The 21,541-nt window shown below is 61.8% G+C and carries 21 protein-coding genes and 2 pseudogenes; 15 read left to right on the plus strand and 8 right to left on the minus strand.

All coding sequences use genetic code 11. From position 1 onward, the window contains the following. The first annotated feature begins 7 nt into the window (after window positions 1–7). The gene (gene phaZ, locus FS777_RS01770; RefSeq protein ID WP_058604287.1) at window positions 8–820 is read left to right on the plus strand and encodes a poly(3-hydroxyalkanoate) depolymerase; all 813 of its coding nucleotides are present in this window, start codon (window positions 8–10) and stop codon (window positions 818–820) included. Window positions 821–874: 54 nt separating this feature from the next. Here phaZ and FS777_RS01775 read toward each other — a convergent pair whose 3' ends face one another. Then, a complete protein-coding gene (locus tag FS777_RS01775) occupies window positions 875–1,150 on the minus strand; it encodes a polyhydroxyalkanoic acid system family protein (protein WP_058639876.1) in 276 nt (91 codons plus the stop codon). Window positions 1,151–1,274: 124 nt separating this feature from the next. On the opposite strand from FS777_RS01775, the gene ubiE reads away from it, so the two are divergent. The 14 genes and pseudogenes from ubiE to FS777_RS01835 all read left to right on the plus strand — a co-directional run bounded on the left by ubiE (window position 1,275) and on the right by FS777_RS01835 (window position 12,429). Then, window positions 1,275–2,045: a bifunctional demethylmenaquinone methyltransferase/2-methoxy-6-polyprenyl-1,4-benzoquinol methylase UbiE gene (gene ubiE, locus FS777_RS01780; protein WP_058604286.1), complete on the plus strand. Its 771-nt coding sequence runs from the start codon at window positions 1,275–1,277 to the stop codon at window positions 2,043–2,045. Continuing rightward, the gene (locus tag FS777_RS01785; RefSeq protein ID WP_078477866.1) at window positions 2,045–2,668 is read left to right on the plus strand and encodes an SCP2 domain-containing protein; all 624 of its coding nucleotides are present in this window, start codon (window positions 2,045–2,047) and stop codon (window positions 2,666–2,668) included. Before ubiE ends, FS777_RS01785 begins: the two co-directional genes overlap by 1 nt. Next, window positions 2,665–4,281, plus strand: coding sequence for a ubiquinone biosynthesis regulatory protein kinase UbiB (ubiB, locus tag FS777_RS01790; protein WP_058639874.1), 1,617 nt, complete (start codon window positions 2,665–2,667; stop codon window positions 4,279–4,281). The genes FS777_RS01785 and ubiB overlap by 4 nt, the downstream gene beginning before the upstream one ends. Window positions 4,282–4,353: 72 nt before the next feature. Beyond that, window positions 4,354–4,746, plus strand: a complete 393-nt coding sequence (hisI, locus tag FS777_RS01795) for a phosphoribosyl-AMP cyclohydrolase (protein WP_058604283.1) — start codon at window positions 4,354–4,356, stop codon at window positions 4,744–4,746. A 1-nt stretch (window position 4,747) separates the two neighbouring features. After that, entirely contained in the window at window positions 4,748–5,083 is a 336-nt protein-coding gene (locus FS777_RS01800; RefSeq protein ID WP_023532983.1) for a phosphoribosyl-ATP diphosphatase, read from the plus strand. Window positions 5,084–5,137: 54 nt separating this feature from the next. After that, complete coding sequence (locus FS777_RS01805; protein WP_023533071.1) at window positions 5,138–5,419, plus strand: twin-arginine translocase TatA/TatE family subunit; 282 nt, start codon at window positions 5,138–5,140, stop codon at window positions 5,417–5,419. A gap of 3 nt (window positions 5,420–5,422) precedes the next feature. Then, a complete protein-coding gene (gene tatB / locus FS777_RS01810) occupies window positions 5,423–5,812 on the plus strand; it encodes a Sec-independent protein translocase protein TatB (protein ID WP_145253740.1) in 390 nt (129 codons plus the stop codon). After that, complete coding sequence (gene tatC, locus FS777_RS01815; protein ID WP_058604281.1) at window positions 5,809–6,597, plus strand: twin-arginine translocase subunit TatC; 789 nt, start codon at window positions 5,809–5,811, stop codon at window positions 6,595–6,597. Before tatB ends, tatC begins: the two co-directional genes overlap by 4 nt. After that, window positions 6,594–7,301: a 16S rRNA (uracil(1498)-N(3))-methyltransferase gene (locus FS777_RS01820; RefSeq protein WP_058639871.1), complete on the plus strand. Its 708-nt coding sequence runs from the start codon at window positions 6,594–6,596 to the stop codon at window positions 7,299–7,301. Before tatC ends, FS777_RS01820 begins: the two co-directional genes overlap by 4 nt. A 215-nt stretch (window positions 7,302–7,516) precedes the next feature. Beyond that, a pseudogene (locus FS777_RS21810) lies at window positions 7,517–8,461 on the plus strand (methyl-accepting chemotaxis protein); the annotation flags it as partial. After that, window positions 8,453–9,316: a methyl-accepting chemotaxis protein gene (locus tag FS777_RS21815; RefSeq protein WP_372239204.1), complete on the plus strand. Its 864-nt coding sequence runs from the start codon at window positions 8,453–8,455 to the stop codon at window positions 9,314–9,316. The pseudogene FS777_RS21810 and the gene FS777_RS21815, both read left to right, overlap by 9 nt. A gap of 279 nt (window positions 9,317–9,595) precedes the next feature. Then, a pseudogene (locus FS777_RS21820) lies at window positions 9,596–10,636 on the plus strand (methyl-accepting chemotaxis protein); the annotation flags it as partial. Window positions 10,637–10,834: 198 nt separating this feature from the next. Then, the gene (locus FS777_RS21825; RefSeq protein ID WP_372239205.1) at window positions 10,835–11,539 is read left to right on the plus strand and encodes a methyl-accepting chemotaxis protein; all 705 of its coding nucleotides are present in this window, start codon (window positions 10,835–10,837) and stop codon (window positions 11,537–11,539) included. 92 nt (window positions 11,540–11,631) lie between these two features. Next, window positions 11,632–12,429, plus strand: coding sequence for an RHS repeat-associated core domain-containing protein (locus FS777_RS01835; RefSeq protein ID WP_078477863.1), 798 nt, complete (start codon window positions 11,632–11,634; stop codon window positions 12,427–12,429). 195 nt (window positions 12,430–12,624) lie between these two features. On the opposite strand, the gene FS777_RS01840 is transcribed toward FS777_RS01835, so the two are convergent. The 7 genes from FS777_RS01840 to pip all read right to left on the minus strand — a co-directional run bounded on the left by FS777_RS01840 (window position 12,625) and on the right by pip (window position 21,424). Beyond that, entirely contained in the window at window positions 12,625–13,359 is a 735-nt protein-coding gene (locus FS777_RS01840; protein WP_058639881.1) for an amino acid ABC transporter ATP-binding protein, read from the minus strand. Further along, the gene (locus FS777_RS01845; RefSeq protein WP_058639867.1) at window positions 13,352–14,314 is read right to left on the minus strand and encodes an amino acid ABC transporter permease; all 963 of its coding nucleotides are present in this window, start codon (window positions 14,312–14,314) and stop codon (window positions 13,352–13,354) included. Before FS777_RS01845 ends, FS777_RS01840 begins: the two co-directional genes overlap by 8 nt. A gap of 111 nt (window positions 14,315–14,425) precedes the next feature. Beyond that, window positions 14,426–15,226: a transporter substrate-binding domain-containing protein gene (locus FS777_RS01850; RefSeq protein WP_145253746.1), complete on the minus strand. Its 801-nt coding sequence runs from the start codon at window positions 15,224–15,226 to the stop codon at window positions 14,426–14,428. A 241-nt stretch (window positions 15,227–15,467) separates the two neighbouring features. Continuing rightward, window positions 15,468–18,041: a glucans biosynthesis glucosyltransferase MdoH gene (gene mdoH / locus FS777_RS01855; protein ID WP_058604275.1), complete on the minus strand. Its 2,574-nt coding sequence runs from the start codon at window positions 18,039–18,041 to the stop codon at window positions 15,468–15,470. Next, window positions 18,034–19,755 (minus strand): glucan biosynthesis protein G, encoded by a 1,722-nt coding sequence (locus FS777_RS01860; protein ID WP_206597718.1) that lies wholly within the window; start codon window positions 19,753–19,755, stop codon window positions 18,034–18,036. Before FS777_RS01860 ends, mdoH begins: the two co-directional genes overlap by 8 nt. Window positions 19,756–20,018: 263 nt before the next feature. Continuing rightward, window positions 20,019–20,456: a D-aminoacyl-tRNA deacylase gene (gene dtd / locus FS777_RS01865; protein WP_058604273.1), complete on the minus strand. Its 438-nt coding sequence runs from the start codon at window positions 20,454–20,456 to the stop codon at window positions 20,019–20,021. Then, window positions 20,453–21,424 carry a prolyl aminopeptidase gene (gene pip / locus FS777_RS01870; RefSeq protein WP_058604272.1) on the minus strand — a complete coding sequence of 324 codons (972 nt, stop codon included), beginning with the start codon at window positions 21,422–21,424 and terminating at the stop codon, window positions 20,453–20,455. Before pip ends, dtd begins: the two co-directional genes overlap by 4 nt. Window positions 21,425–21,541 lie beyond the last annotated feature (117 nt).

The following is a 21,541-nucleotide window of genomic DNA, read 5'->3' on the forward strand; positions in this document are numbered from 1 at the left end:
CATGCGCATGCCGTCACCTTACGTGTTCAAAACGGTCGAGCTCGATGGCCTGTCCATCCGTACCGTCGTGCGTCCAGGTCAATCGACCTTGGCGCCCTTGCTGATCTTCAACGGCATCGGGGCCAACTTCGAGCTGATATTTCCGTTCATCGAAGCACTGGACCCCGACTTGCAGGTCATCGCCTTCGACGCCCCAGGTGTGGGCGGTTCATCCACGCCGCAGCGGCCTTATCGGTTTTCAGGACTGGCCCGGCTCGCCGCTCGGCTGCTCGACACGCTAAATTACGGCCAGGTCAACGTCATCGGCGTGTCGTGGGGAGGCGGGCTGGCTCAGCAATTCGCCCATGACTACCCGCAGCGCTGCCGAAAACTCATCCTGGCTGCCACGGCCGCAGGCGCGGTCATGGTACCTGGCAAGCCCAAGGTGTTGTGGAGCATGGCCAGCCCCCGCCGGTACGTAGACCCCTCCCATGTCATGCGCATTGCGCCGCTGGTGTATGGCGGCGGGTTTCGCCGGGATCCGCACCTGGCGCTAAAGCACGCGGCCACGGCACGCTCGGCTGGCAAGCTGGGTTATTACTGGCAACTGTTCGCGGCACTTGGCTGGACCAGCATCCATTGGCTGCACAAGCTCCGCCAGCCCACCCTGGTGCTTGCCGGGGATGACGATCCGTTGATTCCGCTGGTGAACATGCGTCTGCTGGCCTGGCGTATCCCCAATGCGCAGTTGCACATCATCGATGATGGTCATCTGTTTCTGATCACCCGGCCACACGCCATCGCGCCGGTCATCATGAAGTTTCTGGCCGAGCCAACCTGAAACGCCCCATTCGCGATCACCGGCCGAACCGGGCCGAACGGCCGGTGTCCAGATTCAGGCAAGTGCCTTGTCCAGCGCCCGCTCGATTTCGCCCTTGATGGTGCCGCTCATCATCGACATCATCATGCCGAGCTTGAGATCGACACGGATGCTGTCCTGGCCGATGTGCACGCTGCCGTTCGCGCCGCTGCGTGCCACATCGACGCGGTCGCCATCCCACGAGGCCTTGAGGTCATACTCGCGGCTGAGGCGGTCCACCAGCGCTTGGGCCTTGGAACGGGCGGCGTCGCGCCCGAGGGTGTGTTTGCGTTCGACGCTGATCTGGGTCATGCGGGTGTTCCTGAACATGTAGACATAATCGGCATTATGCCCGCCCCCGCCTGGCGGCACACCCCGCCAAGACAAATCCGCTCGTTCGCCCTAGAATGGCGTCAATTAATTTCGGTGAAGCGATATGAACGACCAGCGCAAAGGCGACCACGCCGAACCCACGACCCATTTTGGCTACCAGGACGTGCCTGAAAGCCAGAAGGCGCGCAAGGTTGCCGAAGTGTTCCACTCGGTGGCGGCCAAATACGACCTGATGAACGACGTGCTGTCCGGCGGCATGCACCGCCTGTGGAAGCGCTTCACCATCGAGCTGTCGGGCGTTCGCAGCGGCAACCGTGTGCTGGACATCGCCGGCGGCACGGGCGACCTGGCAGCCAAGTTCTCGCGCCTGGTGGGCCCGACCGGGCACGTGGTGCTGGCCGACATCAACGAGTCCATGCTCAAGGTCGGCCGCGACCGCCTACTGGACCGTGGCGTGGCCGGCAACATCGAGTTCGTCCAGGCCGACGCTGAAAAGCTGCCGTTTCCGGACAACCATTTCGACTGCGTGACCATCGCCTTCGGCCTGCGCAACGTCACCCACAAGGAAGATGCCATTCGCTCCATGCTGCGCGTGCTCAAGCCGGGTGGCCGCCTGCTGGTGCTGGAGTTCTCCAAGCCGACCAACAAGCTGATGTCCAAGGCCTACGACGCCTACTCATTCGCCTTCATGCCCCTGGCCGGCAAGCTGATCACCAACGATTCCGAGAGCTACCGCTACCTGGCCGAATCGATCCGCATGCACCCTGACCAGGAAACCCTCAAGGCCATGATGGTGCAGGCCGGGTTCGACCGGGTGACCTACCACAACATGACCAGCGGCATCGTGGCTGTGCACCGGGGGATCAAGCCCTGATGCTCATGGCCGGTCTGCTCGCCAGCGCCGAACATGGCCTGAACCGCGTCCTGCGCATGGACAGCACGGCATTGCCAAGGCTAGCAGCGCTGGAAGGCAAGGTCATCGAGATCGACTGCCGCCAACCGGCCATGCAGGTCTTCATCCTGCCTGACGAGCAGGGCCTGATGCTGGCCAGTGCTTGGGAAGGCGAAGTCGACTGCCGGTTGAGCGCGCCGGCGGCAAGCCTGGCGCACCTGGCGTTGTCGCGAGACAAGACGGCAGTCCTGCACAGCCCCCATGTGGCGTTGCACGGCGATACCGCGGCCTTGCTCGATCTGTTCGGCATTCTCCAGGACCTGGAGCTGGACTGGGAGCATGAGCTGCAGAAGTGGCTGGGCCCTGTGCCCACGGCTCTGATCGCAGGGCACATCCGCCTGCGCACCCGGTGGACCCGTCAAGGCCTGGCACGCCTGAGCCAGAGCCTGTCCGAGTATCTGGCGGAAGAATCGCGTACGCTGGTAGGCAAACGCGAAGCCGAGGCCGCCTTCAGCGAACTCGATGCCATGAAGGTCGATACAGAACGCCTCGAGGCGCGCATCCTGCGCCTTTCCCGATCCCTTGATTCCAGCGATAACGCATGAAGCTGCTCGCCTTCCGCCGCCTTTTCCGCATCCAGCGCGTCGTCATCCGCTACCGGCTCGATGATCTGCTGTTCGACTACCCTCTGCCCTGGTGGTTGATGAGCCTGCGGCTGCTGCTGCCGTGGCGCTGGCTACCGCGTCGCGCCTCCGAGCTGAGCCGCGGCGCGCGGTTGCGCATGGCGCTGCAGGACCTGGGGCCTATCTTCATCAAGTTCGGCCAGCTGTTGTCTACCCGGCGCGACTTGCTGCCCACCGACATTGCCGACGAGCTGATGCTGCTCCAGGATCGGGTGCCGCCGTTCGATCCGCAAAAAGCCGTGGCGCTGATCGAAGCCCAGCTTGGGGCCAAGGTGGGTGAGGTGTTCAGCCGCTTCGACGTGGAGCCCCTGGCGTCCGCATCGGTGGCGCAAGTGCACGCCGCGCGCCTGAAAAGCGGTGAAGAAGTGGTGGTCAAGGTGGTACGGCCGGGGCTCAAGCCAATCATCGCTGCCGACATTGCCTGGCTGTTCCTGATCGCCAAGGGCGCCGAGCGCCTTTCTGCCGATGCACGTCGCCTGCACCCGGTGGAGGTTGTCGGCGATTACGAGAAAACCATTTACGACGAACTCGACCTGCTTCGCGAGGCGGCCAACGCCAGCCAGCTGCGGCGCAATTTCGAGGATTCCGAGCTCATGTACGTGCCCCAGGTCTATTGGGACTGGTGCCGGCCCAAAGTGCTGGTGATGGAGCGTATCTACGGCGTGCCGGTGACCGACATGGCTACCCTCGCCGATCAGCGCACCGACATGAAGATGCTGGCCGAACGCGGCGTCGAAGTGTTCTTCATGCAGGTGTTTCGTGACAGCTTCTTCCATGCCGACATGCACCCGGGCAACATCTTCGTGAGCACGGTCAAGCCGTGGAGCCCCAAGTACATCGCCATCGACTGCGGCATCGTCGGCAGCCTCACCGATGAAGACCAGGATTACCTCGCGCGCAACCTGATTGCCTTCTTCAAGCGCGATTATCGCCGCGTCGCCCAGCTGCACATCGACTCGGGCTGGGTACCGGCCAACACCAAGGTCAATGAGTTCGAAGCGGCCATCCGCACCGTGTGCGAGCCGATCTTCGAAAAACCCCTCAAGGACATTTCCTTCGGCCAGGTGCTGATGCGCCTGTTCCAGACCGCGCGCCGCTTCAACATGGAAGTGCAACCTCAACTGGTGCTGCTGCAGAAGACCCTGCTCAACATCGAAGGCCTGGGGCGTCAGCTGTACCCTGAACTGGACCTGTGGAGCACGGCCAAGCCTTACCTTGAGCGCTGGATGCGCCAGCGCATGAGCCCCAAGGCCTTGCTGGGCAACCTGCACAGCCAGGCTGAGCAGTTGCCGCACCTGGCCAACATGACCCGGGACTTGCTCGAACGACTGTCGCAACCGCACCTGCACGACCCCAAGATGCCAGAGCGCCGAAATGGCGACCATTGGGCCCTGCGCCTGCTCGGTGCCGGCTTGCTGGGCGGGGGTGTGATCCTGGGCGGTGTCGCCCTGCAGGCCGGTAGCCTGGCGGCCGCCACGGCGTGGCCGGCCTGGTTGATGCTGGCCGCAGGCCTTTACCTGATCGTGCGCCAATAGCCAGCCGCGCCCATGGCTGGCACACTAGCGCAAAAGGCCCGCGACGCAGACGGGCCCGTTTTGGAGTCGACGATGAAAGACTGGCTGGACGAGATCAAGTGGAACAGCGATGGCCTGGTGCCGGCCATAGCCCAGGACCACAAGACCGGACGCGTGCTGATGATGGCGTGGATGAACCGTGAAGCACTGGCATTGACCGCTACCGAGCAACGCGCCATCTACTGGTCGCGCTCGCGCGGTAAACTGTGGCGCAAGGGCGAGGAGTCGGGCCATGTGCAAAAGCTTCACGAAATGCGCCTGGACTGCGACGCCGACGTGATCATCCTCATGGTCGAGCAGGTGGGCCACATCGCCTGCCATACCGGCCGGGAAAGCTGCTTCTACCGCGTCTACGCAGACGGCCAATGGGCCACCGTCGACCCGGTCCTGAAAGACCCGCACGCCATCTACGACGCAGGACACTGACATGAGCGACACCCTCAACCGGCTGGCCGCCGTGCTCGAAGAACGCAAGCAGGCGGCGCCGGACAGCTCCTATGTGGCCAGCCTGTACCACAAGGGCCTCAACAAGATTCTGGAAAAGCTCGGCGAAGAGTCGGTTGAAACCATCATTGCCGCCAAGGATGCTGCGCTCAGCAAGGACTGCAGCGACGTCATCTATGAAACGGCCGACCTGTGGTTTCACAGCCTGGTGATGCTCAGCGCCCTGGGTCAGCACCCGCAAGCCGTGCTCGACGAGCTCGACCGGCGCTTCGGGTTGTCGGGCCATGACGAAAAAGCCGCCCGCCAGCCTTCGGCCTGATGTATGTTCAGGGCTGACGCCCGGTGACCTTCACACAATTTTCGGGAGTACGTAATGGGTATCTTTGACTGGAAACACTGGATCGTCCTGCTGGTCGTGGTGGTGCTGGTGTTCGGCACCAAGAAGCTGAAGAACCTCGGCAGCGACCTGGGCGAATCGATCAAGGGCTTTCGCAAGGCCATGAACGAAGAAGAAACCAAGCCGGCTGAACCTACCCCTCCTCCGGCCCAGCCCGTACCCCCTGTGCAACCGGTGCAGACCACTGCCCAGGCCAGCCAGGGCCATACCATCGAAGGCCAGGCCCAACCGGTCCAAGAGCCGCAGCGGAAAGACTGACTTATGTTCGGCATCAGTTTCGGCGAGCTGCTGCTCGTCGGCCTCGTCGCCCTGCTGGTGCTCGGCCCCGAGCGCCTGCCGGGCGCCGCCCGTACGGCGGGCTTGTGGATCGGCCGGCTCAAACGCAGCTTCAACAGCATCAAGATGGAAGTCGAACGCGAAATCGGCGCCGATGACATCCGCCGCCAGCTGCACAACGAGCACATCATGCATATGGAAGAGCAGGCCAAGCGCATCCTCAACCCCAATGCGCCGCCTGCCCAGCCTCCGGTGACCACGGCCACCGTACAGCCCCCCGCTGGCCTGCCAACCACGCTAGCTGAAACCGATGCAACTGCCCCTGCCACTGCGCACCCTACCCCTGTAGCGCCCGAGCCGCCGCGAGCCCCATGAGCGAGAACCCGGAACACGACCAGCCCATGCCGCTGGTTTCGCACCTGACCGAACTGCGCACCCGCCTGCTGCGTTGCGTTGCCGTCATCTTCCTGATCTTTGCCGGGTTGTTTTCCTTCGCCCAGCAGATCTACACCCTGGTCTCGGCGCCGCTGCGTGATCATCTGCCCGCCAATGCGACCATGATCGCCACTGACGTGGCCTCGCCCTTCCTGACGCCGTTCAAGCTGACCATGATCGTTTCGCTGTTCCTGGCGATCCCCTTCATCCTGCAGCAGATCTGGGGCTTCATCGCACCAGGCCTGTACCGTCATGAAAAGCGCATCGCCATACCCCTGCTGATGTCGAGCATCGTGCTGTTCTATGCCGGCATGGCCTTTGCCTATTTTCTGGTCTTCCCGTTGATCTTTGGCTTCTTCGCCAGCGCAACGCCTGAAGGCGTATCGATGATGACCGACATCGCCAGCTACCTGGACTTCGTGATGACGTTGTTCTTCGCCTTCGGCGTAGCCTTCGAGATTCCGGTGGCCGTGGTGCTGCTGGTCTGGATCGGCGTGGTCGATGTGAAGTACCTGAAGAAGATCCGCCCCTACGTGATCATTGGCTGCTTCGTTGTCGGCATGGTGCTGACGCCCCCGGACATCTTCTCCCAGACCCTGTTGGCCGTCCCCATGTGGCTACTGTTCGAGGTCGGCGTGCTGTGCGGCAGCCTGATTCGCAAGCGTGGCAGCGACGAACAGCCTGCCGATGATCATCAAGACCAACCACCCGCGACGCAGCCGTGAACCTGCTGCTGCTGGAGGAGGCCGATTTCATCGCGGCTGACCGGGTTGTATTGGCTGATCGTCGTTTCGTCCATATGCAAAATGTGCACGGGGTCGCCGTCGGTGACACGTTGCGCGTTGGCCGCATCAACGGCCTGATGGGCCTGGCGACGGTGCAGCGCCTGGAGCGCCATGAAGCCGAGCTTCACGTCAGCTTCGATCAGGCGCCACCGGCCAAGCTGCCGTTGACCCTGGTGCTGGCGGTGCCACGGCCCAAGATGCTGCGCAGGCTGTTCCAGACCGTCGCCACCCTTGGGGTGCCGCGCCTGATCCTGCTCAACAGCTACAAGGTGGAAAAGAGCTTCTGGCAAACCCCCTTCCTTCAGCCCGACGTCATCCGTGAAAACCTGATCCTGGGTCTGGAACAGGCACGTGACACCGTGCTGCCGGAAGTCATCATCGAAAAACGCTTCAAACCCTTCGTCGAGGACCGTCTGCCTGCCATTGCCGAAGGCACCCTTGGGCTGGTCGGTCACCCAGGCGACTATCCCGCCTGCCCTCGCGCGGTAGAACAGGCAGTCACCCTGGCCATTGGCCCGGAAGGCGGGTGGATCCCCTACGAGGTGGATCTGCTGGGCAAAGCGGGTTTGGCCCCGGTGCAGCTCGGTGCACGCATCCTTCGGGTGGAAACGGCCGTCACGGCCTTGCTCTCACGTATATTCTGACGAACCGGTCAGCTTTTACCCATCAAGTTTCCGTTTCCCTGGCCGATGCCATTGGCAACAACAACTAAATCGTGCTGCCAAGCCGCCAGGGAGTTTCTATGAATCAATGGTTAACCCAGCTTTTGGGCAACGTGAGTGTGACCCGCAAACTGGCGCTGGGCTTCGGCCTGGTGTTGCTGCTGACACTGATCATCACCCTGACCGGGTGGCACGGCATGAACAGCATCACGGCCAGGGGTGACAAGCTGGGCAACATCTCGGTCATCCAGCAGTACGCCCAGGAGCTGCGCATTGCCCGTCAGCATTATGAACGCCAGCGCGACGAAGCCTCGATCGGCGAGATGGAGAAGGCGCTTGGCACCCTGGACCGTCAGGTTCAGCTGATGCTTGGCCAGATCGACGAACCCGCCGATCATCAGCGCCTCGAACAGCAGCGCGATGCGGTAGCGGCCTACCAGCAAGCCTTCGCGCAGCTCAAACAGTCGAACTTGCGGCGCGAGGCCAGCCGTGGCGTGTTGGGGGACAGCGCGGACAAGGCCGTCGAACTGGTGGGCCGGGTCCAGCAGCGCCTGCTTCAAGCGGGCGATATCACCCAGTACCAATATGCCGTCACCGTCAACAGCCTGCTCCAGCAAGCGCGCTTCCAGGTGCGTGGTTACACCTATAGCGGCAACGCCGACTATCAGCAAACGGCACTCAAGGCCATCGACCAGGCGCTGGACGAGTTGCGAGGGCTGCCCGCCAAGCTGCCTGCTGAATTCGCCGCCGGCCTGACCGACGCCAGTACCGCCATGGGCGGCTACCGCGACGCCGTGATGCAGTTCGGCGAAGCGCAGAGCGCCAGCGCCCAGGCGTTGCAGCAGATGGCCGACCAAGGCGTGACCTTGATGCAGACCAGCCAGGCCATGACCAGCTCGCAGACCCAGGTACGTGACACGGCGGCCGCTCAGGCAAAGGCGTTGCTGGGGTTGGCCACGGGCCTGGCCGTCTTGCTGGGCCTGCTGGCAGCCTGGGTGATTACCCGCCAGATCATCCTGCCGCTGCGCGAGGCGCTGCGCGGGGCTGAACGGGTGGCCAGCGGCGATCTCACCCTGCATGAGCCTTCGAGGCGTCGAGACGAGCTTGGCCAGTTGCAGGCCAGCATGCAGCGCATGACCCAAGGCCTGCGCGACCTGATTGGTGGCATAGGCGATGGCGTAACCCAGATTGCCAGTGCTGCCGAAGAGCTCTCGGCAGTGACCGAGCAGACCAGCGCAGGGGTTACCAACCAGAAGGTGGAGACTGACCAGGTTGCCACGGCGATGAACCAGATGACGGCGACCGTTCACGACGTGGCACGTAACGCCGAGCAGGCCTCGGAGGCAGCCGTCATGGCCGACCAGCAGGCCCGTGAGGGCGATCGTGTGGTCAGCGAAGCGGTGGCGCAGATCGAGCGGCTGGCCAGCGAGGTGGCCAACTCCAGCGAAGCCATGAGCCAGCTCAAGGGTGAAAGCGACAAGATCGGTAGCGTGCTGGATGTGATCAAGTCGGTGGCCCAGCAGACCAACCTGCTGGCGCTCAACGCGGCGATCGAAGCGGCCCGTGCAGGCGAGGCCGGACGCGGGTTTGCAGTGGTGGCTGACGAGGTGCGCAGCCTGGCGCAACGCACGCAGCAATCCACCGAAGAGATCGAGGAACTGATCGCCGGCCTGCAAAGCGGCACCCAGCGCGCAGCGAGCAAGATGGACAGCAGCCGGCAACTCACCGACAGCACCGTCGAACTGACCCGCCGTGCAGGCAGCTCGCTGGAAAACATCACCCGTACGGTCTCGTCCATCCAGGCGATGAACCAGCAGATCGCCACGGCAGCCGAGGAGCAAACGGCGGTGGCCGAAGAGATCAACCGCAGCGTGATCAACGTACGGGATATTTCAGACCAGACCTCGGCGGCCAGCGAGCAGACTGCCAGCTCCAGTGTCGAGCTGGCCCGCCTGGGCACTCACTTGCAGGGGTTGGTGGGGCGTTTCAAGCTTTGACGGGCAGCTCTTTCGGCGCGGTCAATGACCATGCCGGTCAATAGGCGCATTCAGAATGAGGCTCGCACGCAGCCTCTTTATGCGCACGCAGGTGGCTTGAATAGGCGCGTACCGGGCATTGCCGTTATAGCTGCGTAACCGAAAAAGATCTGACTGACCGCTCCGAATTTTCCTACATGGATTTCAGGTCAAGTCCTACACGTCCTCCGCCGATGGGCAGGGATGGCTTGCACGTATTGCGCGTGCTCTTCATTCCTTCCACTTGCACGGAGAATCCCCATGCTCGGTTACCTCAACCGCAAGCTCGGCAACATCAGCGTCGCCGCCAAGTTGGCCCTTGGTTTCGCCGTGGTGCTGCTGCTCACGCTGGTCACTACGATCAGTGGCTGGCGCGCCCTGGACGGCGCCATCGTTCGCTCGCAGCAATTGAGTGAAATTGGCGAAATCAATGACCTGACCAAGGACCTGCGCGCCGAGCGCATCACGTACCGTGTGCTCGACGATGAGCAGAGCAAGACGCGGATCGGCCGCATACTCGAACAGCTGAGCGATAGGCTCACTACCCTTCAGCAGCGCAGCAATGTCGAAGAATCACGGCAGATGCTCACCGAAAAGCTGGGTTTGCTGCAGCAATTGCGCGATGACTTCACTGAGCTGCAGCGCACTGCCACTAGCCGCGCCACCTTGCGCCAGGCTCTGCTGGTTCAGGAACAGAAACTCAGCACGGCCATCGATGAACTTGAAACCCAGGCCCTGTTGAAGATGCCTGCCGATGGGCAGCAGACCAATGTGCTGGGCATGATGGATACCCTGAGTCGGCATGTGGAGAGCGCCAACCAGCAGAGCCTGGTACCGGCCTACACCTTCGCCCCTGTCGAAGACTTCGCCAAGGTCGGTGAAAGCGCCTTGCAGGCCGCAGGCACTAGCCTGGCTCAACTGGTCAAGGGCCTGGCGCCTCTCGGGCTGCCGCGCGCCGTGATCGAGCAACCAGGCACCGAATTGGCCCGATACCGTGCCACCTTGGATCAGTACCGCCAAGTCGCCGTCAAGGCCGAGCAGCTGCAGAACACCATGGAGCGCCGCGGCGACGAGTTACGCTCGGTGAGCCTGGAACTTGGCAAGCGCAAGGTCGAACAGCGCGACAGGGAAGCACTGGCCGCCCGCTCGCTGTTGACCACCGTGGCACTGCTGGCGCTGTTGGTCGGCGTGGTCGCCGGGTGGCTGATCACATTGCAGATCACCCAACCGCTGCGCCAGACCCTGGAGGTGGCCGCACGTATCGCCAAAGGGGACCTGAGCCAAGTCGAGCCGGTGCAGCGCCGCGACGAGATGGGCAAGCTGCAGGCCAGCATGCGTGAAATGACAATAAGCTTGCGCGAACTGATCGGCGGCATCGACCACGGTGTCGGGCAACTCTCGCAAGCCGCGTCGCAATTGGCCTCCAGCAGCGAAGACACCAAAGTGCGCATCAACCAGCAGCGAGAGGAGACCGACCAGGTTGCCACTGCCATGAACCAGATGAGCGCCACGGTCCAGGAGGTGGCGCAAAATGCAGAGCAGGCATCGATGGCCGCCACCAATGCCGACCAGCAGGCGCAGGTGGGCGATCAGGTGGTGACCGAAGCCATTGGGCGTATCGAACAGTTGTCCGGGCAGATGGACCATTGCCTGGCAGCCATGCAGCACCTGGCCGGCGAGAGTCAGCGCATCGGCAGTATTCTGGACGTGATCAAGTCTGTCTCCGAACAGACCAACCTGCTGGCGCTCAACGCCGCGATCGAGGCGGCACGGGCGGGTGAAGCCGGGCGGGGCTTCGCGGTGGTAGCCGACGAAGTGCGCGGCCTGGCCCAACGCACCTCCACCGCCACGGAAGAAATCGGTCAACTGATCGACAGCCTGCACAACGGCACCGACGAAGTTACGCGCTTGCTGGACAGCAGCAAGAACCTTACCGAGCAAAGCGTGGAATTGAGCCGCAAGGCAGGCGATGCGCTGAGCCAGATCACCGGGACGGTCTCGAGCATCCAGGGTATGAACCAGCAGATCGCCACGGCCAGCGAACAGCAGAGCGTGGTGGCCGAACAGATCAATCGCAGCGTGTTGAATGTGCGTGATGCGTCCGATCAGACCAGTGCAGCCAGTGAGCAGACGGCGGCTTCAAGTGGAGATTTGGATCAGCTTGGGCAGCAACTGAGGGGGATGGTCAGGCGTTTCAGCTTGTAAATACACTGGCGCTGGCAACTGGCAAAAATGCCAGTTGCCCCCCCTTTAAATTTCACGATAGGTTATCAACATCAACTCGGAGCAGGTTGCATATGTATACCGCAAACTCTCACAACACGCTGTTCACCCCTGCTTATACGCCCTATGGTTTCTCTCCTGCAAGTGCGTCAGTCCCTATCGCTTTCGCCGGAGAACCTTACGACGTCAGCTCAAGAGGATATTTACTAGGCAATGGCTACAGGCTTTACCTGCCATCAATTATGCGGTTCGCCTCACCAGACAATATCTCACCTTTCACCGTGATTAGTAGTTATTCGTATTGCGGCGGGGACCCGACAAACTACAAAGACCCGTCAGGGCATTATCCGATACCTCCACAATCCCTTATTAACATCTTTAATAAAACTAGGTACGCTAAGTATTTAAAGGCATATGATACCCAGAAGGCCGCTGCTCTGGATACCTACAATCAAATGCAGCACACCCGACAGCAAATCACCAACCATCAATCACGCATTGACAAGCTTATTGCCGACATCAAAAGTACATGTACCAGCTTAGACTTGGCTGAAAACTATGATGCCTGGGCCGAACATACCCGTTATCAGAAGATATTAAAGAAGCAGAAGCGCGAATTAAAGTCCCTCAAAGCGAACTCACGCGCTGAGATCCGTGCCTTGGAGGAAAGAGTAACTACATTACATTCTAAATTTGCAAGGCAAATGGACTTATTAGGCTTGCCTGCTAACAAAGCGGGCCTAGATCAACTCGAGCCCATCAACCCCATGAATATACGCCAAGAAATCCCGCTCCGACGTCAGAGCCCCCCCATATCACGGAGTGAGAATTTTACATTTAAAGTAAGACCGTCTTACCAATATCTGATCTGATCTTCCGGTTACCCGTGAAGGCCCAGCCAGTTCAAGTGTGGCATTCACACGGCTGGGGATCCGTTTGCAGAGCTGGCGGGACGGTTCAGGTGACGGGATTGTTGAGCCGCGTTGCGGCACAAGGTCGTTCAGGGATACAGGTCCGTCGTAAGAGCGACCTTGTTCCGCAAATGGGGTGCAGAGCCCCCTCAGCGGTTACAGCACCTGACGCAGGAACGCCTGCGCGCGCGGATCCTTTGGTGCATTGAAGAACGTGTTTGGCGAGGCATCTTCCAGCAGCTTGCCATGGTCGAAGAACAGCACGCGGTCGGCCACTTCACGGGCAAAGCCCATTTCGTGGGTGACGCAGACCATGGTCATGCCCTCAAGGGCCAGAGTCTTCATCACATCCAGCACCTCCCCTACCATTTCCGGGTCCAGCGCCGAGGTGGGCTCGTCGAACAGCATCACTTTCGGGTCCATGGCCAACGCGCGGGCAATCGCGACCCGTTGCTGCTGACCGCCCGACAACCGCGACGGATACTCGTTGGCTTTCTCCGCGATCCCCACCTTCTGCAACAAAGCCCGGGCCTTGGCTTCGCGGTCGGCCTTGTTGCGCTTGCGCACCACCTTCTGTGCCAGACACAGGTTTTCCAGCACGGTCATGTGCGGAAACAGGTTGAAATGCTGGAACACCATCCCGACTTCGCGGCGGTAGGCGTTGATGTCGGTCTTGGGGTGCGCCAGATCCAGGCCGGCGATGGCCACATGGCCCTCGTCGAAGTGCTCCAGGCCGTTGAGGCAACGCAAGAAGGTCGACTTGCCCGAGCCCGAAGGGCCGAGGACCACGACTACTTCGCCTTTTGCCACGTGCGTGGTGACGTTGTCGACCGCCCGCACCACATGGCCACGGGTGTCGAATACCTTGAGTAGGTCACGGACTTCAATCACTTTGCGCAAGCCTCCGCTCGAGCCGGCTGGCAATGTGCGACAGCGGCAGGTTGATCAGCAGGTACAAGCCTGCCACGCAGAACCAGATCTCGAAGGTCGAGAACGACGTGGTGATGGCTTCCCGTCCGCTTTTCGTCAGTTCGGTAATGGCGATCACCGACACCAGCGAGGTGTCCTTGACCAGGCTGATGAACTGACCAGCCAACGGCGGCAGTACACGCTTGAACGCCTGGGGCAGTATCACATGACGCATCGACTGCCCGGCATTGAGGCCCAGCGAGCGCGCAGCTTCGTTCTGCCCCTTGGCGATGGACTGCACGCCGGCACGCACGATTTCCGCCACATAGGCACCTGTGAACAGCGCAAGGGCGGCTACACCGGCAAACTCCCGCGACAGGTTCAGGACCGTGCCGATGAAGAAGTAGAAGATGAAGATCTGAACCAGCAGCGGCGTGCCGCGCACCAGCTCGACATAGACGGTCGACAGGTCATGCAGCGTGGGGTTGGTCGACAACCGGCACAGGCCGGCAAACAGCCCGATCAGCAGCCCCAGCGCACCGGAAACCACCGAAATCCACAGTGTGGTCCACAACCCCCAAGCCAGTGGCCCTGCGGCCCAGTGCCGGGTCACCCCTATCTGGTCCCCTTCGGCCACATCGTCGCCGCGGCTCAGTTGCAGGCTGTCCTTGGCCACGTCCAGGACCTGAAGCGCCCCGCTTTCATCCTTCAAGGTGACGCGGGCTTCATCCCCGGTGATGACGACTTCCTGCACGGTGCCGTAGTCGCTCGCGCGCTGTACGTCCTCGGCCTGATAGGCGAAATACTGAGGGACGCGGTTCCAGCGCCACTCGTATGAAATCATCGAGGTGGCCATGTACAGGCTGACGGCCAGGCCTACCAGGACCAGTGCAGTCAGCCCATGCCAGGGCCACTGGGCCTTCTTGTGTTTGATCACGTTGGATACTCCGGAAAACGGCAGGCCGCAAGCCACAAGCCGCAGCCTATGGCCGATCCCGTAAGGTCGGTCACTGGCTGCGGCCTGCAGCTTGCGGCCTGAAGGTGCCTTTTATTCCATGTCCTTGAGCCAGTCCTTGTTCTTGAACCACTTGTCGTGAATACGATCGTAGGTCCCGTCATGCTTGATCTGGTGCAGGAAGTTGTTGATGAAGTTGATGCTGTCGTAGTCGCCTTTCTTCAGGCCGAAGGCCAGCGGCTCGTAGGTGAAGGGTTCTTCGAGGAACAGCAGCTTGCCCGCACCGGCCTTCTCGACGGCCACTACGTTATAAGGAGCGTCATAGACAAAGGCATCCGCCTTGCCGTTGACCACATCCATGACCGCTTCCTGCTCATTGTCATAGCCGTGGTACTTGGCGTTGCCGATCAGCTTCTTGGACACCATCTCGCCGGTGGTCCCCAGCTTGGAGGTCAGGCGATACTTCTCGTTGTTCAGGTCCTTGTACGACTTGATCTCGCCGGCCAGGTCCTTGCGGATCAGCAGGGTCTGGCCCACGACGATGAAGGGTTCGCTGAAGTTCAGGCGCAGGTTGCGCTCCTGGGTCAGGGTCATGCCGCTGCCGATCATGTCGAACTTGTCGGTCAGCAGGGCGGGAATGATGCCGTCATAAGCGGTGGATACCGCTTCGAACTTCACGCCCATCGACTTGGCCATGGCCTTGAGGATGTCGACCTCGAAGCCGATGATCTCGCCACGCTTGTTGGTCATCTGGAACGGCATGTAGGTCGGGTCCATGCCCACACGCAGCGTGCCACGCTTGACGGCCTCGTCAATGGCCCCGGCCTGGGCAGCGGACACCGCTACCAGAGCGGTCATGCCCACCAGCAGCCGCGAAAGGTATTTCTTGAACATCACCAAGTCCCCTGAAAGTAGAAGTAGCGCGTTTTCTTATTGGTACGGCCTTGCGGGCCGCCGTGAGCTATCGGAGAGGGATGCTAACGCATGGCGCGCTGGCGATATAGCATCGGGGGGGACTTTGTTGGCCTAAATCGGCCCGAAGGGCGAAAGCGTCGCGGGCCAACCCGCTCCGGTCTGACCTGCAAGCCTCGGCTGCAGGGCAGGTCAGAACGGGCTGGCCCGCGTATGGCGCAGGTCAAGAGCCTGCGAGCGCCGGTTGGCCTTCCTGTTCAGGATGCAGCGGCAACAACGGCGAATGCGGGTCGCTCTTGATCGAAGCGCGCCAGGCATCGATCCATGCCGCGTGCTGCTGCGACCATACCTGGTCGTGCAGGCGGGTCAGCGCAACGGGATCGCTCAGCAATGCCAGGCGCGTGCCCAGGTCGAGCCCATGGGGGCCGACTTCCAGGGCTTTGGCGATGCGTTCGGCCCGCATGGCCTCGATGGGTGCTGCCTGACCGTGCCGGGCAGTGGCCATGGCGCACGCCAGGGCGTTCTGCCGCGGGTCCACCACAGCGCGCACAAAACCGTCGCGCAGGGCGTGCCAGCGGTTCTCGTGGGTGTACTGGTCCGTGGCCAGCAGCTCCTGCGGCGTGGCGTACTCCTCAGGAATCAGGAACAGCTTCTCGTCCTTGGCGGCCAGACCCAGGCGGGTACGGCTGGAAATGACCGAGACCGGGATGGACAGCATCAACGAGCCCACGATCGGCGTCAGCCACCACAGGAAGCTGGGGTTCAGCCAGGCTACCAGGCCTGCCCATGCCACGCCCAGCAAGGTTTGCGGACCATGGCGCTTGACCGCCTCGCTCCAGGGCGTGGAGTCATCGTCGCGCTGGGGAGAGTTCCAGGTGGCGGCCCAGCCCAGGAATGCGGCGAGCACGAAGCGGGTGTGGAAGATCATGCGCACCGGAGCCAGCAACATGGAGAACAACATTTCCATGAGCATCGACAAGGTGACCTTGATCCGCCCACCGTACTCCACCGCGCCCTTGGCCCAGATCAGGATGACGCTGAGCAGTTTGGGCAGGAACAGCAGCACGATGGTGGTGGAGAACAACGCCACGGCTTTTTCCGGGTGCCATTGAGGCCACAGCGGGTACAGCTGGTACGGCTCGATGAAGTACTGGGGCTCCATCAAGGTGTTGGTCGCCAGCAACGCGGTCGACAGCACCAGGAACAGGAACCACAACGGCGCAGACAGGTAGGACATGACACCCGTCAGGAACACGGCACGGTGCACCGGGTGCATGCCCTTGACCAGGAACAGCCGGAAGTTCATCAGGTTGCCATGGCACCAGCGACGGTCGCGCTTGAGTTCGTCGAGCAGGTTGGGCGGCAGTTCTTCATAGCTGCCCGGCAAGTCATAGGCGATCCATACCCCCCAACCGGCACGGCGCATGAGCGCGGCTTCGACGAAATCGTGGGAGAGAATGGCCCCAGCGAACGCACCCTTGCCTGGCAATGGCGCCAATGCGCAGTGTTCGATGAACGGCTTCATGCGGATGATCGCATTGTGCCCCCAGTAGTGCGACTCGCCCAGCTGCCAGAAATGCAGGCCGGCCGTGAACAATGGGCCGTATACGCGCGTGGCGAACTGCTGCATGCGTGCATACAGGGTATCCATACCCGACGCCTTGGGCCCGGTCTGGATGATGCCGGCATCAGGGTTGGCCTCCATCAGGCGCACCAGGCTGCTCAGGCATTCGCCGCTCATGACGCTGTCGGCGTCCAGCACCACCATGTACTTGTACTCGCTGCCCCAGCGGCGGCAGAAGTCGTCGAGGTTACCGCTTTTGCGCTTCACCCGACGCCGGCGACGGCGGTAGAAGATACGGCCGAACCCCTTGGTTTCACGGCACACGTCCAGCCATGCCTGTTGCTCGGCAACGGCAATGTCGGTGTCGTTGGTGTCGCTGAGCACAAAGAAGTCGAAGCGGTCCAGGTTACCGCTGGCTGCCACCGACTCGAACGTTGCACGCAGGCCTGCGAACACCCGCGGCACGTCTTCGTTGCAGATCGGCATGACCAGCGCGGTCCGTGCGTCTGGCGCGATGGGTTCGTTGCCGGCACTGCTGCCGGAAATCTTGTACTTGTCGCGCCCGGTTAGCAGCTCGAGGAAGCCCATCAGGGCTGTCCAGAAGCCGGCCGACACCCAGCAGAACAGAATCCCGAAGAGAATCAGGATGGACGTCTGCAAGGCGTACGGCCATACCTGCACCACCGTATCCCAGATCGGCTGGGCGAAGATTTCGTCCAGATCGACAAACGACCAGCCCTGGTAGGGCAGGATGCTCTTCATGTACCAGCCAGCGACCAAGGTCTGCCCGATCATCAGTGCCAACAGGATGTATCGGCGGATCGAACCGACAGTACGCCAGCGGGCCGCCGGCAACTCACGCTTGGGTGGCTGCGGTACGTTGGTACGCCCGGTCAGGCGCCGCCATGCCCGCACCAGCAGATTGGTACGCCATGGTTCGGGCACGACCTTGGTACGCGTGATGGGCGGCGCGATCTTCAGGCACAGGCGCCCGTTACCGTCCACACCGAGCATTTCGGCCTCTTCCAGTTCGCCCGCAGTGCCGACCGTCAGGCGCGAGCCCACCGAGGCCTGCACGGCCTCGGCTGGGCTGGCGGGCGAGGTGGCCGCCAGGCGCTGGTGCAGTTCGCTGAACGATGTGCACGTGGCAAGTTCCGCGCGCTGCTCATCGCTCAGTGGAAGGTGGGCCAGGTATTCGCCAAGCGATACCGGCCTTGGGCTCGGATTACTCATCGGCAGGCAACTGATAGGTCCAGGTTTCGGTCAGCACCTTTTCGGTGGTGGCCGCAGCCCCGGCAGCGGGCGCCGCGTCGGCGGCAGGTTGTTCGGCTTTGACGGTCTTCTCGGCCTTGGCATGCTTGGCAGACGCCTTTTCCTGCTTGGCGTCCTTGGCAGGCGCTGGCGCCTCTACCGGCACATCACGTACCAGCGCTGCACGCATTTCAGTCGACTTGTTGGCCTCCTTGACCTTCAGGCGCAGGGTCAGGCGCCAGCCCTTGGTTTCAGGGTTGTAGCGCAGGTTATTCTCGACCACCTCACCGTTGTCGCCCACGCTGATCTGGCTGCGCACTGGGGTGTCTTCAGGCAAGGCGGCCAGGGCCGGGCCTGCGAAGTCGACCAGAAACGCCACGCTGCCATCAGGCTGGCGGATCAGGTTGGACTGCTTGACGTCACCGGTGGAGCGCAGGGTCTGCTTGACCCAGCCCAACTCAGGCGCCTGGAACTTGGGCTCGTCGATGGTCCAGTGCAGGCGGTAGGCGAACTCGGCCGCTTCGCCAGGCTCGGGCAGCTTTTCCGGGCTCCAGAAGGCAACGATGTTGTCGTTGGTTTCGTCGGCCGTCGGGATTTCCACCAGGTCGACGGTACCCTTGCCCCAGTCGCCTTTGGGTTCGATCCAGGCACTTGGGCGCTTCTGGTAGTTATCGTCCAGGTCTTCATAGTCGCTGAAGGCGCGCTGGCGCTGCATCAGACCAAACCCGCGCGGGTTCTCGACGCTGAAGTTGCTGACCGACAGATGCTTGGGGTTGTTCAGCGGGCGCCACAGCCACTCGCCGTTGCCGGTATGGATGGACAAGCCTTCGGAATCGTGCAGCGCTGGGCGGTAGTTGAGGACCTTGGACGGCTGGTTCGGGCCGAACAGGTACATGCTGGTCAACGGCGCTACGCCAAGGCGGCTGACGTGATCGCGCAGGTACACGCGCGACTGCACGTCAACGACCGTGTCGTTGCCAGGACGCAGGGTGAGCTTGTAGGCACCGGTTGAGCGCGGCGAGTCCAGCAGCGCGTAGATCACTAAATGCTTGTCGGCCGGCTGCGGCTTCTCGACCCAGAACTCGGTGAACCGTGGGAATTCTTCGCCCGAGGGCAGCGCCGTGTCGATGGCCAAGCCACGGGCCGACAGGCCATAGACATGGCCCTTGCCAACGACGCGGAAATAGCTGGCGCCAAGCAGGGTCATGATTTCGTCCTGCTTGTCGGCCTTGTTGATCGGGTACAGCACGCGGAAGCCCGCATAGCCCAGGTTCTTGGTGGCATTGGCATCATGCGGCACGTCGCCGAACTCGAAGCGGCTCGGGTCGTACTTGATTTCCTGGACCTTGGTGGCGGTGACTTCGTTGATTTTCACCGGCGTATCGAAATGCATGCCCTGGTGGTAGAACGACAGCTTGAACGGCGTCTTGTCGTTGGCCCACTCGGCCTTTTCCTGCAGGAAATGGATCTTCTGGTAGTCCGCGAACTTCATGTCGCGGAAAACGGCCGGCAGGTTGCTTTTGGGCGCTTCGTACTTCTGGCCGGCCAGATCCTTTGCCTTGGCGGCAACATCGTCAAGATTGAATGCCCACAGCTGGCCCGCGCTCATCAGGCCAACGATTGCCATGCTGGCCATCAGCGCCTTGCGTAGCCTGACGCCGGGGATTCTTGATGCTTTTTGGGGACTAACAATCACGAGCAACCCTCGCCGAAAACAGATCATGAAACCAACGGCCAGCGACAAATGCCGGGTTGGCGAGCACTGTTCGGACCCCGTAAGGGCGTAATGATTCCCCAAACGGCTACGGACAATGCTCGAGTCAGAGTGAAACGGGCCTGCGAACGCAGGCCTCATGCAGCGCGCGATTATCCAGCAGGTCGCGTGACAACGCATCAGGCTGCAACAACTATTTATGGTATAGAACCGCTTATTCATTCAGGAAAGCGGCTTTTTTAACCTTAAATTTGTAACAGTAGTGTTACAGGGCCATCATTGACGAGGTGCACCTGCATATCGGCACCGAATTGACCGGTAGCAACGTCGGCATGGCGGCCTCTGGCTTGCGTCACCAGGTAGTCGAACAGCTCGGCCCCCAGGGCCGGGGGTGCCGCCGTGGAAAAGCTGGGTCGCATGCCGTTGCGGGTGTCGGCCGCTAGTGTGAATTGCGAGACCAGCAGCAGACCGCCACCCACCTCTTTCAACGACAGGTTCATCTTGCCCTGCTCATCGCTGAACACGCGGTAGTTCAACAACTTGTGCAGCAGCTTGTCGGCATGCTCGCGGGTGTCGTCCGGCTCCACGGCCACCAGTACCAGCAGGCCTTGCTCAACAGCGCCAATGACCTGGCCCTGCACTTCCACCCGCGCGTTGCGCACCCGTTGCAACAGGCCCTTCATGCTTCTTCCAGGGGCAAGTCGAGCAGGCGCCTGGCCATCTGGTCGGCTGCGCGCACCAGGGCATCGGTAATGCCCGGTTCGGAGGCGGCATGCCCGGCATCACGAATCACCTTCAATTCGCTGTTCGGCCACGCCTGGTGCAGCTCCCAAGCGTTGTCCAGTGGGCAGATCACATCGTAGCGCCCGTGCACGATCACCGCTGGCAGGTGGGCGATCCTGGGCAGGTCGCGCACCAGCTGGTTAGGCTCGAGAAAGGCGTTGTTCATGAAGTAGTGGCATTCGATGCGGGCGATGGACAAGGCCCGTTGCGGCTCGGAGAAGCGATCCACCACCAGGGGGTTGGGCCGCAGCGTGGCCGTACGGCCCTCCCAGGTGGACCATGCCTTGGCCGCGTGCATCTGGGCAATCTGGTCAGAACCGGTCAGGCGCTTGTGGAACGCGCTGACCAAATCGCCGCGCTCCTCCGGTGGAATGGGCGCAATGTAGTCCTGCCAGTAGTCCGGGAACAGGCGGCTGGCACCTTCCTGGTAGAACCACTGTATCTCCTGAGGCCTGCACAGGAAGATCCCGCGCAGGATCAGGCCATGCACGCGTTCAGGGTGGGTCTGGGCGTAGGCCAGGGCGAGCGTGGAGCCCCATGAGCCGCCGAACAGTACCCACTTGTCGATGCCCAGGTGTTCACGGATGCGCTCCATGTCCTCCACCAGGTGCCAGGTGGTGTTGTTTTCCAGGCTGGCATGGGGAGTGGAGCGGCCGCAGCCGCGCTGGTCGAAGGTGATGATGCGGTACAGGGTGGGATCGAAATAGCACCGGCTCTGGGCATCGCAGCCTGCACCCGGGCCGCCATGAATGAAGAGCACCGGCAAACCTTCGGGTGAGCCGCTTTCATCGACGTACAGCACGTGTGGCGCTTCCACGGCCAGATCGTGCCGGGCGTAGGGTTTGATCTGCGGGTAGAGGGTCTGCATTGCGCACTCCGTGTGAAGGTTGTTCGGCCGTGAGCCATCATAAACCTGAATTGAGCGCAGAGCATGCTTGTACATCAACTCCATGCCTGGCCCGATACAGTTGCCAGGCAGACATAT

It is taken from the genome of Pseudomonas sp. DE0157 (assembly GCF_007678615.1).
Classification (GTDB): Bacteria; Pseudomonadota; Gammaproteobacteria; order Pseudomonadales; family Pseudomonadaceae; genus Aquipseudomonas; species Aquipseudomonas parafulva_B.

Coding starts and splice junctions, on each gene's coding strand:
- mdoH (WP_058604275.1), bottom strand. CDS start 18,041: ATGAGTAATCCGAGCCCAAGGCCGGTATCGCTTGGCGAATACCTGGCC.
- FS777_RS21815 (WP_372239204.1), top strand. CDS start 8,453: ATGACCCAAGGCCTGCGCGACCTGATTGGTGGCATAGGCGATGGCGTA.
- FS777_RS01775 (WP_058639876.1), bottom strand. CDS start 1,150: ATGACCCAGATCAGCGTCGAACGCAAACACACCCTCGGGCGCGACGCC.
- dtd (WP_058604273.1), bottom strand. CDS start 20,456: ATGAAGGGCCTGTTGCAACGGGTGCGCAACGCGCGGGTGGAAGTGCAG.
- ubiE (WP_058604286.1), top strand. CDS start 1,275: ATGAACGACCAGCGCAAAGGCGACCACGCCGAACCCACGACCCATTTT.
- FS777_RS01835 (WP_078477863.1), top strand. CDS start 11,632: ATGTATACCGCAAACTCTCACAACACGCTGTTCACCCCTGCTTATACG.
- tatC (WP_058604281.1), top strand. CDS start 5,809: ATGAGCGAGAACCCGGAACACGACCAGCCCATGCCGCTGGTTTCGCAC.
- FS777_RS01800 (WP_023532983.1), top strand. CDS start 4,748: ATGAGCGACACCCTCAACCGGCTGGCCGCCGTGCTCGAAGAACGCAAG.
- ubiB (WP_058639874.1), top strand. CDS start 2,665: ATGAAGCTGCTCGCCTTCCGCCGCCTTTTCCGCATCCAGCGCGTCGTC.
- pip (WP_058604272.1), bottom strand. CDS start 21,424: ATGCAGACCCTCTACCCGCAGATCAAACCCTACGCCCGGCACGATCTG.
- phaZ (WP_058604287.1), top strand. CDS start 8: ATGCCGTCACCTTACGTGTTCAAAACGGTCGAGCTCGATGGCCTGTCC.
- FS777_RS01850 (WP_145253746.1), bottom strand. CDS start 15,226: ATGTTCAAGAAATACCTTTCGCGGCTGCTGGTGGGCATGACCGCTCTG.
- hisI (WP_058604283.1), top strand. CDS start 4,354: ATGAAAGACTGGCTGGACGAGATCAAGTGGAACAGCGATGGCCTGGTG.
- tatB (WP_145253740.1), top strand. CDS start 5,423: ATGTTCGGCATCAGTTTCGGCGAGCTGCTGCTCGTCGGCCTCGTCGCC.
- FS777_RS21825 (WP_372239205.1), top strand. CDS start 10,835: ATGAGCGCCACGGTCCAGGAGGTGGCGCAAAATGCAGAGCAGGCATCG.
- FS777_RS01785 (WP_078477866.1), top strand. CDS start 2,045: ATGCTCATGGCCGGTCTGCTCGCCAGCGCCGAACATGGCCTGAACCGC.
- FS777_RS01805 (WP_023533071.1), top strand. CDS start 5,138: ATGGGTATCTTTGACTGGAAACACTGGATCGTCCTGCTGGTCGTGGTG.